Below are 16,151 nucleotides of genomic sequence, written 5' to 3'. Positions count from 1 at the left end.
TCACCCAATCAATTCAGCAAATCATCGGTGCGCAACACGCCCAGCAACAGTTTTTTGACTGGTGCGGGCAAAGGCGCATCCGCCAACCCGGCAACCGGATACCAGACATACACGGATTCCGCAGCCTGAAGCAGACGCTTTTTCAGCACGACCTGGAATGGCGATACATGCAATTTGAAATGCGTGAACACGTGCGAAAACGGTTGCAGCTTGCGACAGGCGGCAATCGTGCCGAAAGGCCGTGTCGCCGTGTCAACGGCGAGCTCAAATTCCTCGGCGCTCTGACTCACCGGTAGTTCGGGCAGCGACAATAATCCGCCCCAGATGCCGCTGTCCGGACGCTGCTGCAACAAGACGTCTGCGCCCTCGCTGATGACCAGCATCATCGTATCTTTCTCCGGAACCGCTTTCTTCGGCTTACGCACCGGCAGCTCGGCAGTCCGGTCTGTAGCAAGCGCCACACAGCGCTGTGCCAGTGGACAACGATCACAGGCCGGCTTGCCGCGCACGCAAAGCGTCGCCCCCAGATCCATCAAACCCTGCGTGTAGGATTCCATGTCGGATTGCGGCAACAAAGCCACCGCACGTCGCCACAGCAAATCCTCCACCGGCTTCGAACCGGGAAAGCCCTCCACCCCAAACACGCGCGCAAATACCCGCTTGACGTTGCCATCCAAAATGGCTGCACGCTTGCCGTAGGCGAAAGCCGCAATCGCGGCCGCTGTCGAGCGGCCAATCCCCGGCAAATCGGCCAGCAGGTCGGGATCATCGGGAAAGCGTCCACCGTATTCGGCCGTCACACGTTGCGCGCAGCGATGCAGATTGCGCGCACGCGTGTAGTAGCCCAAGCCGGCCCAGTGCGACATCACGGCTTCCGACGGCGCCGCCGCGAGACTCTCGACGGTCGGAAAGCTCTGCAGAAATTTTTGATAATAGGGAATCACGGCCGTCACCTGCGTCTGCTGCAGCATGATCTCGGAGAGCCAGATGCGATAGGCATCGCGGGTGTTTTGCCACGGCAACGCGTGCCGGCCATGCTGCTTTTGCCAGCCGATAACGGCAGCCGAAAAATCCGGATCAACAAAATTGTCTGCAGCTGTCAGTGCCCCCGTCAATGCGCCTGCCTGGACGACGCCGGGCGTCATATCCGTTTTGGTGAGTACACGTTTCATCGTTGGCAAATCACACAGTAAAAGGTGGAACGCTGGCCTTGCTTGATCTGACGTATCGGCGTCGCGCAGATACGGCAGTCCTGCCCGGTACGGTTATAGACGAAATAGCTTTGCTGGAAATATCCCGACTGGCCGTTGACGGCAATGAAGTCGCGCAAGCTGCTGCCGCCCTGTTCAATGGCGGCTGCCAAGGTCTCTCGAATTGCTGTCACCAGCTTTTCGTAACGTGGCAGGCTGATCTTGCCGGCGGCGGTCTTTGGATTGATGCCGGCTTTGAACAGGCTTTCCGATGCATAGATATTGCCGACGCCGACGACGATGTCCCCGGCCAGCAAGACCTGCTTGATAGGTGCGCTGCGGTTGCGCGTCTGGCGATGCAACTCCTTCGCAGAAAATTTATCTTCCAGCGGCTCAAGCCCGAGGCCGCGCAAAAGCATGTGCTCCTCGATGTTGCCATCGGCAGCGTCGTGCCATAAAACGGCGCCAAAGCGACGTGGATCGGTCATACGCATGACTTGCTTGCCGACCACCAGATCGAAGTGATCATGCTTTTGCGGCGTTATTCCCAGGGGCAGAATACGCAGATGCCCCGACATCCCCAGATGCACGATCAGCGTGCCATGGTCAAAGTGAATGAGGAGATATTTGCCGCGTCGTCCGGTCGACCGCACTGCATGACCGGCCAGCCGTGCCTCCAGATCGACCGGAAACGGCCAGCGCAAGCCGGTATGGCGCATCACCACAGCGGTGACCTTACGCCCCTCAAGATGAGGAGCGACGCCGCGGCGGGTAACTTCTACTTCTGGTAATTCAGGCATGGAAACACGTACTCGTGAATGGAAGGGCAAGGGAGATTGCAAGATAGCGGCGAGCGATCATCGACGGCTATAGACGCTATGATAAGGCAGATGGTTTACACTCGCTTACACCAAGAAGCATGCCGTTGAGCGTAAAATTAATATTTGCTCGCTCATTTGCCAAATTACTCAGGATTTCCCTTGAAAAAACCTCTCGCCATTGTAACGCTCTCCGTCATGCTCTCCGCGTGTGCAAGCCTGCGGCAACCCAGCGAGACCGATGCAACTACGGCTGCAGCTGCAACCAGCAAGAAACAGACTCTGGTCAAAGCAACACCGGCCCGCAAGGGGCAGGCCAAAGCCAAGGCGCAACCGGAAGATGCGCTGCCGACACCTGAGCTGAGCGATGAAGTCCTGTTCAGAATCATGAGCTCGGAAATCGCATTCCAGCGCGGCCAATGGCAGGCGGCTTATGTCACCTTGCTCGGCGCGGCCCAGCAAACCCGAGACCCGCGCCTGGCAAAACGCGCCGCCGAAATGGCTCTGGCCGCGCGCCACCCCAACGAAGCACTCGCCGCCGTCCGTCTTTGGACCGAGCTGGCGCCGCATTCGGATGAGGCTCTGCAGAACTACCTTGGCCTGATCATGTTGGGCGACAATATTTCAGAAATCCAGCCGCTCATGGCGCAACGCCTTGCAGAAGCTGATCCGCAAGCGCGCGGCCCGATGATTCTGCAGATCCAGCGTCTGCTGATGCGCGCCAAAGACAAGTCCGGCGCTTACATCATCCTGCAAAACATCGTGGCTCCCTATCCGACGCTGCTTGAAACTCACGTCGCGCTGGCGCAAGGCGCCTTTTCCAATCGTGACGGCGAACGTGCACGCGATGAAGCAAAGCAGGCGCTGAAGATCAAACCTGATTCCGAACTGGCGATCCTGACGCTGGCGCAAGTGACGCCCGATGGCACTGAAGCGATGAAGCTGGTGTCCGACTTCCTCAAAAAGTATCCGGATTCGCGCGAAGTGCGTGTTGCCTATGCCCGCGGGCTGGTTGAACAAAAACAGTTCGAACAGGCGCGCAGTCAATTCCAGACCTTGCTCAAAGACGACAAGGATGACCTGACCACGCTGTACGCATTGGGCATCCTGAACGTGCAGACCAATCATCTGACCGAAGGCGAAACTTACCTGAAGCGCTATCTGGAAGTACTGGCAGCCCAGCCGGAAGATGAACGCGATCCCACACAAGCGCTGCTGCTGCTGTCGCAAATTGCCGAAGAACGCAACGACATCCCGGCTGCATTGAAGTATCTGGAACAAGTCGAACCGGGTGAATCGTATAACGCCGTACAAATCCGCCGTGCGCAATTGATGACCAAGAGCGGCGACATCGATGGCGCCCGCAAGGTACTGCAACAAGCACAATCGGATGCCGGCAATGATCGCGAACTGTTGCAGCTGATTCAGGGCGAAGCGCAGATCCTGCGCGACAGCGAACGCTATCAGGATGCGGCGGACGTTTTGTCGGCCGGTCTGAAGCGCTTTCCCGATAGCACCGACCTGCTGTACGACTATGCAATGGTGACCGACAAGACCGGCAACTACAAGGATATGGAAACGTCGCTGCGCAAGATCATCGAACTCGCGCCGAATAACCAGCATGCTTACAACGCGCTGGGATATTCACTGGCCGACCGTAACATCCGCCTGCCCGAAGCCGTGTCGCTGATCAAGAAAGCGGTCGAACTGGCGCCTGAAGATCCTTTCATCGCCGACAGCCTGGGCTGGGCGGAATTCCGCATGGGCAACATGGATGAGGCGGAGAAAGAGCTACGCCGTGCGTATGGCCTGCGCCCTGACCCGGAAATCGGCATCCATCTCGGCGAAATTCTCTGGACACGCGGCAAGCAGGACGAGGCCAAAAAGCTGTGGCGCGAAGCGCAAAGCAAGGATCCGAAAAACGACGTGCTGAAAAGCACGCTGGAGCGCCTCAAGGTTCAGCTCTGATCCGCCCGCAGCCCCTCTCGACCATGACGATCAATTTATTGAAACACGGTGCAGCGGCATGCCTGGTGATGCTGGCAGCCGGTTGCGCCACCGTTGCTCCGCCTGACAGCGCAGACAACGGCCCTGCCGTAGAACGCCGCTATAACGACACCATCGATCTCAGCGGACGCCTGTCGATCCGCTATGAACAAGATCGCCGCGAACAAGCCGTCCACGGCAGTTTCACCTGGAACCAGAGCGCACGTCATATCGTCCTCAGCCTGCTGTCCCCTCTGGGCCAGACGCTGGCGACCATCGACATCAAGCCCGGGATCGCCGTACTGACGCAATCGGGCAAACCACCGTTATCGGCAGCCGATGTCGACGTCCTGACAGAGCAAGCCCTGGGCTGGCCGTTGCCGGTATCCGGTCTGCGTGACTGGCTGCAAGGTTTCGGGCGCGGTGCCGATGGCAAACCCTTCGTCGCGCAGCCATCCCGCGATACGGTGCGTTTTACCACCCGCGACGGCTGGAGCCTGAGTTACGGCGAATGGCAGGATGATGCAGCCAAAACGGAGAAGAATCGTCCAAAACGCATCGATCTGACGCGCGAAACCAAACAGGCCGGCCCGGTATCGATCCGCATCGTGATCGATGACTGGCAAAGTCATTAAATTCAATCCATTGCGCCAACGCCTGATCGGCGCACATCATGGCAGTACCAACAACATTCCAACCTGATTCATGCAAGCAAGCCTGTACAACTGCCCCGCGCCGGCAAAACTGAACCTGTTCCTGCACGTGACCGGCCGTCGCGCCGATGGCTATCATTTGCTGCAAACGGTATTTCAGCTGCTTGATCGTAGCGATACGCTGGATTTTTCCGTGCGCGCCGATGGGCGTATTCATCGCACCAATGATGTTCCCGGCGTGCCCGAAGAAACCGATCTGGTGGTGCGTGCCGCCCGGTTGCTGCAAACAGCCGCCGGAAAGCCACATCTCGGCGCCGACATTACCGTCCATAAGCAACTTCCCATGGGAGGCGGCCTGGGAGGCGGATCATCCGATGCCGCGACCACGCTGATGGTCTTGAATCATTTGTGGCAAACCGGCTTAAACCGCACGCAATTGATGGCGCTGGGGCTGCAATTAGGGGCCGACGTCCCCTTCTTTTTGTTTGGCCGCAATGCGTTTGCCGAGGGTGTCGGCGAGGATCTGGTCGCCCTGGAAACCGCCAATCGCTGGTTCGTGGTCATCGAACCTGGGGTATCCGTACCAACCGCGATAATTTTTTCGTCAGAAGAATTGACAAGGGATACAAAAGTCGTCAGAATAACGGACTTTCCTGAAGCACATAATCTTCTCGATAGCGACTTCGGAAAAAACGACTTAGAAGTGGTGGCTGCCAAGCAGTTTCCTCCTGTCGCTGAAGCCATCAACTGGCTCAAGACATACGGAAACGCAAGAATGACAGGATCCGGCGCTTGTGTATTTTGTTCTTTCGAACATGAACATCAAGCAGACGAAGTACTGAAACAAGTACCTTCGAAATGGATCGCCTGGAAAGCCAAAGCGATGCAGGAACATCCTCTCGCCCAGTTGATAAGTTCGTAACCAAGAATTGGTTTGACGATGAATTGCACACGATGTTAAAAGTGTGATTGGTGTAATTCAGCGGCAAACAGCAGATTGCGTAGGGGAATCGCCAAGTTGGTTAAGGCACTGGATTTTGATTCCAGCATTCCAAGGTTCGAATCCTTGTTCCCCTGCCATTAAATTTGGGCAGTTTTACATCGCCCGATAAAGAAAAAAGAAGCCAAAGAGATAAGCCGCCAACGCAAGACTGTACAGTCAAGCATTGTCGGCTTTTCGACTTTTAAACGATTGCATTCAGGGATACCCATATGGCATACGAAAACCTGATGGTTTTTACCGGCAGCGCCAACCCAGAACTGGCGCAAGGCGTCGTCGAAAAATTAGGTATCCCGTTGGGCAAGGCCAATGTTTCGAAGTTCTCCGACGGTGAAGTGATGGTCGAGATCAATGAAAACGTCCGCGGTAAAGACGTTTTCGTGTTGCAGTCGACCTGCGCACCGACCAACGACAACCTGATGGAAATCATGATCATGGTTGACGCGTTGAAGCGTGCTTCCGCCGGCCGTATCACTGCTGCAATCCCGTACTATGGTTATGCCCGTCAGGATCGCCGCCCGCGTTCCGCCCGTGTTGCGATTTCGGCCAAGGTCGTCGCCAACATGCTGCAGGAAGCCGGCGTTGAACGCGTCCTGATCATGGACTTGCACGCTGACCAGATTCAAGGTTTCTTCGACATTCCGGTCGACAACATCTATGCATCGCCGATTTTGCTGGGCGACCTGGTGAGTAAGAACTACGACGACCTGCTGGTCGTGTCGCCCGACGTCGGCGGCGTGGTGCGCGCCCGTGCATTGGCGAAGCGCCTCGGCTGCGATCTGGCGATCATCGACAAACGCCGCCCGAAGGCGAACGTGTCGGAAGTCATGAACATTATCGGTGAAGTCGAAGGCCGTAACTGCGTGATCATGGATGACATGGTCGACACCGCCGGCACGCTGACCAAGGCTGCTGAAGTGTTGAAAGAGCGCGGCGCCAAAAAGGTTGTCGCTTACTGTACGCACCCTGTGCTGTCCGGCCCTGCGCTGGATCGTATCGCCAATTCGCCACTGGACGAGCTGGTCGTCACCGACACGATTCCGTTGTCGGACGCCGCCAAAGCCTGCGGCAAGATTCGCCAACTGACCTGCGCCAGCCTGCTGGCCGAGACATTCAAGCGTATCAGCAAGGGCGACTCGGTGATGTCGCTGTTTGCAGAATAAGTTTTAAAAGTTCAGCTTTAGAGTCAGCTTTAAATCCGAATTCAGTTTTAATCTCTTCATGAAAATGAAGAGATCCTTGAATCCCCTGGTCGCGGGGGATTTTTAACGCGAAACGAAGGTTTCGCAACCATTGGAGCTTCAACATGAAAGTAATCGCATTTCCACGCAAAGAGCAGGGGACCGGAGCGAGCCGCCGCCTGCGCAATGCTGGTCAAACACCAGCTATCGTCTACGGCGGTACAGCTGCACCACTGAACATCGCTCTGGACCACAACGCGCTGTACCATGCGTTGAAGAAAGAAGCGTTCCACTCGTCGATCCTGGATCTGGAAATCGACGGCAAGGTTGAACAAGTTCTGCTGCGCGACTTCCAAGTCCACGCATACAAGCAACTGGTTCTGCACGTTGACTTCCAACGCGTCGATGCATCGCAAAAGATCCACGTCAAGGTGCCACTGCACTTCGTGAACGCTGAAATCTCCCCAGCAGTTAAGCTGGCGTCGGGCATCATCAGCCACGTCATAACCGAACTGGACATCTCCTGCTTGCCTAAGGATCTGCCGGAATTCGTTTCCGTCGATCTGTCGAAGCTGGAAGTCGGTCACTCGATCCACTTGGCTGACCTGCAATTGCCAAACGGCGTGACTGCTGTTTCGCAAGAAAACCTGACAGTTGCTACCGCTTCGGTACCAGCAGGCAAGGTTGAAGCTGAAGGCGAAGCGCCAGCAGCAGGCGACGCAGAAGCGAAGTAATCTTCGATTCAGCAAAGCTGACGTATCAAATAAAAAACCCGCTTCGGCGGGTTTTTTATTGCCTGCAGTTTCAGCAGAACATCTCATCCACATCGTCAGCATCGGGAGCGGTATTGGCGCCGGCCAGATATCAATGCCGATGCCAATGCCGTCAAAACAATGCCGATTAATTGGCGCCCAGCCACGCCTTGCGTTTGCGCACCAGAGCAACCGGCTTATCTTGCGCAGTCAACGTCACTTGCGGTGCGCCATCATTCTTCAGCTTGACCTGGAAACACATCAGTTCGTCGCGACGGAACACGTGCAAAGCGACGACGTCATTCTCGCTATAACGGGCCAGCAAACCATCCATACCTGTTGGTGGAATACGAACCCCATCCAGCGCGACCAAACGATCACCTGCCGACAATCCCGCACGCTGCCCTGCACCGCCGTCGTACACATTGGCAAGCTTGGCGTCGCCGCCGTCGCGCGTCACACGAACATTCATACCGGGCTTGGCATCCTTGCGCACGTCTGCATAGGCGACGCCGAACGGCGCCATCAACGACTCCAGCGGCAGGTCTTCGGTGCCGCGAATATAGCGATCAAAGAAACGCTTCAACTTCACGCCGCTGACTTCTTCGAACAAAGCCTCGGCCTCTTCCTCACCGACGCCCTTGCCTCCTTTACGGCTATAGAAATCACGGCCAAAGCGCTGCCACAACGCCAGCATCACATCGTCCAGCGACTTGCTGCCATTGGTTTCAGCACGGATCGTCAGGTCAAGACCCAGCGCGACGAGCGAACCTTTGGTGTAATAGCTGACGATGGCGTTCGGTGCGTTTTCGTCCTGGCGGTAGTATTTGACCCAGGCGTCGAAGCTCGATTCAGCCACACTCTGCTTGCGTCGGCCGCTGCCACGCAAGACACCGTTGGTGGTCTTCGACAGCATCTTCAGATAGTCCGGCGTATCGATCAGACCGGTGCGAACCAGGAACAGATCGTCGTAGTAGCTGGTGAACCCCTCAAACAGCCACAGCAACGAGGTGTAGCCCTCTTCCCGCAAGTCATACGGCGCAAACATCGCCGGTTTGATGCGTTTGACGTTCCAGGTGTGGAAATATTCGTGGCTGCACAAACCGAGATAGGTGCGGTAGCCATCGGTCGATTCCGCCTTGCCTTTCACCGGCAGATCGCTGCGCGCACAAATCAGCGCGGTCGAAGCACGATGCTCCAGACCGCCGTAGCCATCGCCAACGACCATGGTCATGAAGACGTAACGCGACATCGGTGCACGTTTGCTTTTCGGCTCGAAGAAGGCAATCTGCGCTTCGCAGATCTTCTTCAGATCGGAGGACAGGCGTGCCATGTCCAGATTCGGCACTTTGCCGGTGATCACAATGTCGTGCGGTACGCCATGCGCTGTAAAAGTAGTCAGCGCAAAGTCGCCCAGCTCAACCGGATGGTCGATCAACTCGTCATAGTCGCCGGCGATGTAAGACCCGAATCCATAACGCTTGGCCTTAAGTTCCGGCAAGGAAGTCGCCACGCGCCAGCGCTTGTAAGCGTCGCCTTCGGGGCGGCGGATGTCGACGACGTGTTGCGATTGCTCCTGCCCTTCAACACGCAGAAACACGCTGGTGCCGTTAAAGAAAGCGTGGGTCTGATCCAGATGTGCGGTACGCACCGACAAATCCCAGGCATAGACCTGATAGCTCAGCGTCAGCGGGCCGGTACACGGCGCAGCACGCCAGGTGTGTTTGTCGAGCTTGCGCAGCGCGACTTTCTTGCCGCCGGCTTCGCCGCGGATTTGTACGATATTGCGCGCGAATTCACGAATCATGTAGCTGCCGGGAATCCACGCCGGCAAGGAAAATACTTGTCCGTCGGCAGCCGGCGCATCGACTGTCAGGGTGACGTCGAACACGTGGGCGGCGCAATCGTTGGAGGTGATGCTGTAGCGAATCGGGGTAGTCATGTTGTTCTTCGGTTATCGCCGGTTGTCGCCGATAATCGCGACGACAAGCCGTGTCTGAAAAGTGAAATTCCATTGTACTTGAGCAAGGCGAGTCCGGGCTGACACCAGGCTGATTTTGCTTAGCCCAGCGCCCTTCCGGCGCCTGAGCCACAAAGTAAAAAAGCCGGAAAGACTTTCGTCAATCCGGCTTTTTTACCGCGTTTGCTTTTTACAGTATCGAATCAGCGTGGCAGCACCGACGAGCCCATCAGGAACTCATCCACTGCACGTGCGCATTGACGGCCTTCGCGAATCGCCCAGACCACGAGCGATTGACCGCGACGCATGTCGCCTGCGGCAAACACCTTGTCGACCGAAGTCTTGTAGCAGCCTTCGCCATCGGTGGTGGCCTTGGCGTTGCCGCGTTGGTCCTTGTCGACGCCGAAAGATTCGAGCACTTGCTGCACCGGCGAGACGAAGCCCATGGCCAGCAGCACCAGGTCGGCCTTCATTTCGAATTCGGAATTCGGCACTTCCTGCATCTTGCCGTCCTTCCATTCGACGCGCGCGGCGATCAGTTTTTCAACCTTGCCGTTCTTGCCTTCCAGGCGTTTGGTCGCCACGGCCCAATCGCGGTCGCAACCTTCTTCATGCGACGACGATGTGCGCAGCTTGGTTGGCCAGTACGGCCAGACCATCGGCTTGTTTTCTGTTTCCGGCGGTTGCGGCATCAGCTCGAACTGAGCGACTGATGCAGCGCCGTGACGGTTGGAGGTGCCGACGCAGTCGGAACCGGTATCGCCGCCGCCGATCACGACCACGTGCTTGTCGGTCGCCATGATCTGGCCCTTGAGCTTGTCGCCGGCGTTGACCTTGTTTTGCAGCGGCAGGAATTCCATGGCGAAATGCACGCCCTTCAATTCGCGTCCAGGCACCGGCAAGTCACGCGGCAGTTCTGCACCGCCGGCGATGACGACGGCGTCGAAATCTTTCTTCAGGTCGTCAGGAGAAACCGTTTCCTTGGACCAGTTGGTGATATTGGCAGGGAAATCCTTGCCCACCAGCGTGCTGGTACGGAAGACGACGCCTTCTGCTTGCATCTGTTCGACGCGCAGGTCGATGTGCGACTTTTCCATCTTGAAATCGGGGATGCCGTAACGCAGCAGGCCGCCGACGCGGTCATTCTTTTCGAACACGGTGACGTCATGACCGGCGCGCGCCAGTTGTTGTGCGGCAGCCAGGCCCGCAGGACCGGAGCCGACCACGGCGACTTTCTTGCCGGTCTTGACGGCAGCCGGTTGCGGCGTGACCCAGCCGTTTTCCCACCCCTTGTCGATGATGAAATGCTCAATCGACTTAATGCCGACGGCATCGCTGTTGATACCCAGCGTGCAAGCCGCTTCACACGGCGCGGGGCAGATGCGGCCGGTGAATTCGGGGAAGTTATTGGTCGAGTGCAGCGTGTCCAGCGCTTCCTTGTAGTCGCCGCGATAGACCAGATCATTCCAGTCGGGGATGATGTTGTTGACCGGGCAGCCGTTGTTGCAGAACGGGATGCCGCAATCCATGCAGCGTGCGCCTTGCACTTTGGCTTCCGCGTCGCCCAGATGGAGAACGAACTCCTTGTAATGCTTCATGCGCGACTGCGGCGCTTCGCTCGCCTCTTTCAGGCGCTCATATTCCATAAAGCCGGTTACTTTACCCATTTTCCACTCACATTCTTCGCTAAGGATAGGTGGCTGACGATTCTGTCGTTGTCGTTAGAAATCGTCAGCCTTGCGTATATTGATATTGATCGTTAAGACTGGCTGCGGCGTTTATTTTTTATGCCGGAACCTTGTCCTTAGGCGTCGCTTTGGCAGCATTCAGTTCTCCCAGTGCACGTTTGTACTCGGTCGGGAAGACCTTGACGAACTTGCCGCGCGATGCCGCCCAGTTGTCCAGCAGGTAGCGCGCGCGCGTGCTGCCGGTGTACTTGAAGTGACGCTCGATCAGACCACGCAATATCACTTCATCGGTCTGGCCGTTGCCGCCGCGTTGCAGGCTGTGCCAGACAGCGCGATCGGTGGAGGCTTCCTGTTCGGTGTCGGACAAAACCTTTTCCAATGCGACCATCGCCATGTTGCACTTGCCAGCGAAGTCGCCGGCTTCGTCGTAGACATAAGCGATGCCGCCGGACATACCTGCTGCAAAGTTACGGCCGGTGCCACCCAGTACGACGACAGTGCCGCCGGTCATGTATTCGCAACCGTGATCGCCGGTGCCCTCAACAACTGCAATCGCGCCGGAGTTACGTACAGCGAAACGCTCGCCGACCACGCCGTTGATGAATGCTTCGCCGGTCGTCGCACCGTACAGCACGGTATTGCCGGAGATCATGTTGTCGACTGCGCGACCGCGGAACTCGGTGTTTGGACGCACAATGATGCGGCCACCCGACAAGCCCTTGCCGACATAATCGTTGCCTTCGCCGACCAGATCCAGCGTCACGCCGTGCGCCAGGAACGCGCCTGCGGATTGACCGGCAGTACCTTGCAACTGGATGTGGATGGTGTCGTCCGGCAGACCTTCGTTGCCATAACGCTTGGCCACTTCACCCGACAACATGGCGCCGACGGTGCGGTTCAGGTTACGGATCGGCGAAATGAAGGAAACCTTCTCGCCCTTATCAAGCGCGGTACGTGCCTGTGCAATGAGCTTGTGATCCAACGCCTTGTCCAGACCGTGATCTTGCTCTTCGGTGTGGAAGTAAGGTGTAGCGCTGACCGGTTGATAGAAAATCTTGCTGAAGTCCAGACCTTGCGCCTTCCAGTGTTGGATAGCCTTGGTACGGTCCAGCAGATCGGAACGGCCGATCAGTTCGCTGAAAGTACGAATACCCAGTTGCGCCATGATCTGACGCGCTTCTTCCGCGATGAAGAAGAAGAAGTTGACCACGTGTTCAGGCTTGCCGGAGAACTTGGCGCGCAGGACAGGATCCTGCGTCGCCACGCCGACCGGGCAAGTGTTCAGATGGCACTTGCGCATCATGATGCAGCCTTCGACGACCAGCGGTGCAGTAGCGAAACCGAATTCGTCCGCACCCAGCAGTGCGCCGATAACGACGTCGCGACCGGTCTTCATCTGGCCGTCAGCCTGCACACGGATGCGGTTACGCAAACCGTTCAGCACCAGAGTCTGCTGGGTTTCGGCCAGGCCGAGCTCCCATGGCGAACCGGCATGCTTGATCGAGGATAGCGGCGATGCGCCCGTGCCACCATCATGGCCTGCGATCACGACGTGATCCGACTTGGCCTTGGCAACACCTGCGGCAACTGTACCGACGCCGACTTCCGACACCAGCTTGACCGAGATCGACGCACGCGGATTGACGTTTTTCAGATCGTGGATCAGCTGTGCCAGATCTTCGATCGAATAGATGTCATGGTGCGGCGGTGGTGAAATCAGACCAACGCCCGGCACCGACACGCGCAATGTCGCGATGTAGTCGGTGACCTTGTGGCCTGGCAACTGACCGCCTTCGCCCGGCTTCGCGCCCTGCGCCATCTTGATCTGGATCTGGTCGGCAGAGATCAGGTATTCGGCCGACACGCCGAAGCGGCCGGATGCCACCTGCTTGATGCGCGAGCGCAGCGAGTCGCCTGCTTGCAGCGGGATGTCGACTTCGATGACGTCCTTGCCGATTTCCGATGCCAGGGTTGCGCCTTGCTTGATCGGGATGCCCTTCAGTTCGTTGCGGTAACGATTGACGTCTTCGCCGCCTTCGCCGGTGTTGGACTTGCCGCCGATGCGGTTCATCGCAATTGCCAGTGTGGCGTGTGCTTCGGTCGAGATCGAGCCGAGCGACATCGCGCCGGTAGCGAAACGCTTGACGATTTCCTTGGCTGGCTCGACTTCATCGATCGAGATCGCCTTCGACGGATCGATCTTGAACTCGAACAGACCGCGCAAGGTCATGTGGCGCTTGGATTGATCGTTGATGATCTGCGCATATTCCTTGTACGAATTGAAGTTGTTCGCACGGGTCGAGTGTTGCAGCTTGGCGATCGCATCCGGTGTCCACATGTGCTCTTCACCGCGGATACGGAAGGCATATTCACCGCCGGCATCGAGCGCATTGGCGAGGACAGGATCGCTGCTGAAGGCAGCACGGTGCAGGCGCAACGCTTCTTCGGCGACTTCGAACACGCCGATACCTTCGACGTTCGATGCCGTGCCCTTGAAGTACTTGTCGACCAGCGCCTTGTTCAGACCGATGGCTTCGAAAATCTGCGCACCGCAGTAGGACATGTAGGTCGAAATACCCATCTTCGACATGACCTTCAGCAAGCCCTTGCCGATTGCCTTCTGGAAGTTGTAGATCGCCTTGTCGCCCGACAGGTCGCCCGGCAAACCCTTGGCCATTTCGGTCAGCGTGTCCATGGCCAGGTATGGGTGGATCGCTTCGGCGCCGTAGCCTGCCAGCAGTGCGAAGTGATGCGTTTCGCGTGCGGAGCCGGTGTCGACGACCAGACCGGTCGACGTACGCAGGCCCTTGCTCACCAGGTGCAAGTGGATTGCGGAAGTCGCCAGCAATGCTGGAATCGCGACTTGTTCGGAATCGACCTTGCGATCCGAAATGATCAGGATGTTGTGGCCCGACTTGACGGCATCAACCGCTTTGGCGCACAGCGATGCCAGGCGTGCTTCGATGCCTTCCTTGCCCCATGCGACCGGGTAGCAGATGTTCAGCTCGTGCGACTTGAACTTGCCGCCGGTATGCGCGCTGATGTTGCGCAGCTTGGCGATATCGTCGTAGTTCAGAATCGGCTGCGACACTTCCAGACGCATCGGCGGGTTGATGTTGTTGGTGTCGAGCAGGTTCGGACGCGGGCCGATGAAGGACACCAGCGACATGACCATCGCTTCGCGGATCGGGTCGATCGGCGGGTTGGTCACTTGCGCGAACAATTGCTTGAAGTAGTTATAGAGCGTCTTGTTCTTGTTGGACATGACTGCCAGCGGCGAGTCGTTGCCCATCGAACCGATCGCTTCTTCACCACCCGACGCCATCGGCGCCATCAGGAACTTGACGTCTTCCTGGGTGTAGCCAAACACTTGCTGGCGATCCAGCAGCGGAATGGTCGAGCCGGATTCAAACGGCTCCGACTTGAGCTCGTCCAGCTTGACGCGCACCGACGAAATCCATTGCTTGTATGGCTTGGCGTTGGCGTAAGTGTCCTTCAGTTCCTTATCGTCGATGATGCGGCCGGCGTCGAGGTCGATCAGGAACATCTTGCCCGGTTGCAGGCGCCATTTCTGGATGATCTTGGATTCAGGAATCGGCAACACGCCGGATTCGGAAGCCATCACGACCAGGTCGTCGTCAGTCACGATGTAACGCGCAGGACGCAGACCGTTACGATCCAAGGTGCCGCCGATGTGACGGCCGTCGGTGAAGGCCAGGGCAGCCGGGCCGTCCCATGGCTCCATCATCGCGGCGTGGTATTCGTAGAAGGCGCGACGGTTGTCGTCCATCAGGGTGTGGTTTTCCCAGGCTTCCGGCACCATCATCATCATGGCTTGCGCCAGCGGATAGCCTGCCATCAGCAACAGTTCGAGCGCATTGTCGAAGCAAGCGGTGTCGGACTGGCCTTCATAGATCAGCGGAAACAGCTTCTTCAGATCGTCGCCCAGCACGGCCGACTGCATCACGCCTTCGCGTGCGCGCATCCAGTTGAAGTTGCCCTTGACGGTGTTGATTTCGCCGTTGTGGGCGATCAGGCGGTATGGGTGAGCCAGCGGCCACTCGGGGAAGGTGTTGGTGGAAAAGCGTTGGTGCACCAGCGCCAGCGCCGAAACGCAGCGCGGATCCTGCAGGTCTTTGTAATACACACCAACCTGGTCGGCCAGCAACAGGCCCTTGTAGACGACCGTGCGCGCCGACATCGACGGCACGAAGAATTCTTTGCCGTGGATGAGGTTCAGCGCCTGAATGGCGTGGCCGGAGGATTTGCGGATCACATACAGTTTGCGTTCCAGCGCGTCGGTCACCATGATGTCCGGACCGCGACCAATGAAGATCTGGCGAATGACAGGCTCTTTTTCACGCACGGTCGGCGACATCGGCATGTCCATGTCGACCGGCACATCGCGCCAGCCCAGCACAACCTGGCCTTCAGCCAATACCGAGCGCTCGATTTCCTGTTCACAGGCGATACGGGAAGCATTTTCTTTCGGCAGGAAGATCATGCCGACGCCGTATTCGCCTGGCGGCGGCAGCTCAACGCCTTGCTTGGACATTTCTTCGCGGTAGTACTGATCCGGAATCTGGATCAGAATACCGGCGCCATCGCCCATGAGCGGATCAGCACCGACAGCACCCCGGTGGTCGAGATTCTTCAGGATGAGCAAGCCTTGCTCAACGATAGAATGGTTTTTCTTGCCCTTGATATGGGCGATAAAACCGACACCACAGGCGTCGTGTTCATTAGCTGGGTCGTATAGGCCTTGCGCATGCATAACGGTGCTCCACCACTTTGAGAGTAAGGATTTAAGGATAGTGCACTGCACCCAAATCTTCAATAAGAACAAAAGGGGTCAGAGTAAAATTAAAAACCTCAGAATTTTTAATATTTTTAAATTAGGGACAGAGTAAATTGAAAAAATCA

The 16,151-nt window shown here is 57.3% G+C and carries 10 protein-coding genes and 1 tRNA gene; 6 read left to right on the top strand and 5 right to left on the bottom strand.

The genetic code is table 11. The features are described 5' to 3' along the window. Positions 1–8: 8 nt before the first annotated feature. The gene (gene mutY / locus hmeg3_RS04330) at positions 9–1,172 is read right to left on the bottom strand and encodes an A/G-specific adenine glycosylase (protein ID WP_232511870.1); all 1,164 of its coding nucleotides are present in this window, start codon (positions 1,170–1,172) and stop codon (positions 9–11) included. Beyond that, positions 1,169–1,990 (bottom strand): bifunctional DNA-formamidopyrimidine glycosylase/DNA-(apurinic or apyrimidinic site) lyase, encoded by an 822-nt coding sequence (mutM, locus tag hmeg3_RS04325; protein WP_094562637.1) that lies wholly within the window; start codon positions 1,988–1,990, stop codon positions 1,169–1,171. The genes mutY and mutM overlap by 4 nt, the downstream gene beginning before the upstream one ends. A gap of 180 nt (positions 1,991–2,170) precedes the next feature. Between mutM and hmeg3_RS04320 the strand changes: the two genes are divergently transcribed. From hmeg3_RS04320 to hmeg3_RS04295, 6 genes are all read left to right on the top strand, one after another. Further along, positions 2,171–3,976: a tetratricopeptide repeat protein gene (locus hmeg3_RS04320; protein ID WP_232511868.1), complete on the top strand. Its 1,806-nt coding sequence runs from the start codon at positions 2,171–2,173 to the stop codon at positions 3,974–3,976. A gap of 23 nt (positions 3,977–3,999) precedes the next feature. After that, positions 4,000–4,629, top strand: coding sequence for an outer membrane lipoprotein LolB (locus hmeg3_RS04315; RefSeq protein ID WP_094562635.1), 630 nt, complete (start codon positions 4,000–4,002; stop codon positions 4,627–4,629). A gap of 70 nt (positions 4,630–4,699) precedes the next feature. Continuing rightward, positions 4,700–5,569: a 4-(cytidine 5'-diphospho)-2-C-methyl-D-erythritol kinase gene (gene ispE, locus hmeg3_RS04310; protein WP_094562634.1), complete on the top strand. Its 870-nt coding sequence runs from the start codon at positions 4,700–4,702 to the stop codon at positions 5,567–5,569. Positions 5,570–5,650: 81 nt separating this feature from the next. Then, positions 5,651–5,727: transfer RNA gene (locus hmeg3_RS04305), tRNA-Gln, on the top strand. A 132-nt stretch (positions 5,728–5,859) separates the two neighbouring features. Further along, positions 5,860–6,810, top strand: coding sequence for a ribose-phosphate pyrophosphokinase (locus tag hmeg3_RS04300; protein ID WP_007880734.1), 951 nt, complete (start codon positions 5,860–5,862; stop codon positions 6,808–6,810). A 143-nt stretch (positions 6,811–6,953) separates the two neighbouring features. After that, on the top strand, positions 6,954–7,562 hold the full coding sequence (locus hmeg3_RS04295; protein WP_094562633.1) for a 50S ribosomal protein L25/general stress protein Ctc: 609 nt from the start codon (positions 6,954–6,956) through the stop codon (positions 7,560–7,562). A gap of 166 nt (positions 7,563–7,728) precedes the next feature. Here hmeg3_RS04295 and hmeg3_RS04290 read toward each other — a convergent pair whose 3' ends face one another. The 3 genes from hmeg3_RS04290 to hmeg3_RS04280 form a co-directional block, all read right to left on the bottom strand. Continuing rightward, entirely contained in the window at positions 7,729–9,522 is a 1,794-nt protein-coding gene (locus tag hmeg3_RS04290; protein WP_094562632.1) for a M61 family metallopeptidase, read from the bottom strand. A 221-nt stretch (positions 9,523–9,743) separates the two neighbouring features. Then, the gene (locus hmeg3_RS04285) at positions 9,744–11,207 is read right to left on the bottom strand and encodes a glutamate synthase subunit beta (protein WP_094562631.1); all 1,464 of its coding nucleotides are present in this window, start codon (positions 11,205–11,207) and stop codon (positions 9,744–9,746) included. Positions 11,208–11,325: 118 nt separating this feature from the next. After that, complete coding sequence (locus hmeg3_RS04280; protein ID WP_094562630.1) at positions 11,326–16,002, bottom strand: glutamate synthase-related protein; 4,677 nt, start codon at positions 16,000–16,002, stop codon at positions 11,326–11,328. Positions 16,003–16,151 lie beyond the last annotated feature (149 nt).

It is taken from the genome of Herbaspirillum sp. meg3 (assembly GCF_002257565.1).
In the GTDB taxonomy this organism is placed as follows: Bacteria; Pseudomonadota; Gammaproteobacteria; order Burkholderiales; family Burkholderiaceae_D; genus Herbaspirillum.
This window is presented reverse-complemented; position numbering and strand designations above follow the sequence as displayed.

Coding starts and splice junctions, on each gene's coding strand:
- hmeg3_RS04295 (WP_094562633.1), top strand. CDS start 6,954: ATGAAAGTAATCGCATTTCCACGCAAAGAGCAGGGGACCGGAGCGAGC.
- hmeg3_RS04315 (WP_094562635.1), top strand. CDS start 4,000: ATGACGATCAATTTATTGAAACACGGTGCAGCGGCATGCCTGGTGATG.
- mutM (WP_094562637.1), bottom strand. CDS start 1,990: ATGCCTGAATTACCAGAAGTAGAAGTTACCCGCCGCGGCGTCGCTCCT.
- hmeg3_RS04280 (WP_094562630.1), bottom strand. CDS start 16,002: ATGCATGCGCAAGGCCTATACGACCCAGCTAATGAACACGACGCCTGT.
- hmeg3_RS04300 (WP_007880734.1), top strand. CDS start 5,860: ATGGCATACGAAAACCTGATGGTTTTTACCGGCAGCGCCAACCCAGAA.
- ispE (WP_094562634.1), top strand. CDS start 4,700: ATGCAAGCAAGCCTGTACAACTGCCCCGCGCCGGCAAAACTGAACCTG.
- hmeg3_RS04285 (WP_094562631.1), bottom strand. CDS start 11,207: ATGGGTAAAGTAACCGGCTTTATGGAATATGAGCGCCTGAAAGAGGCG.
- mutY (WP_232511870.1), bottom strand. CDS start 1,172: ATGAAACGTGTACTCACCAAAACGGATATGACGCCCGGCGTCGTCCAG.
- hmeg3_RS04290 (WP_094562632.1), bottom strand. CDS start 9,522: ATGACTACCCCGATTCGCTACAGCATCACCTCCAACGATTGCGCCGCC.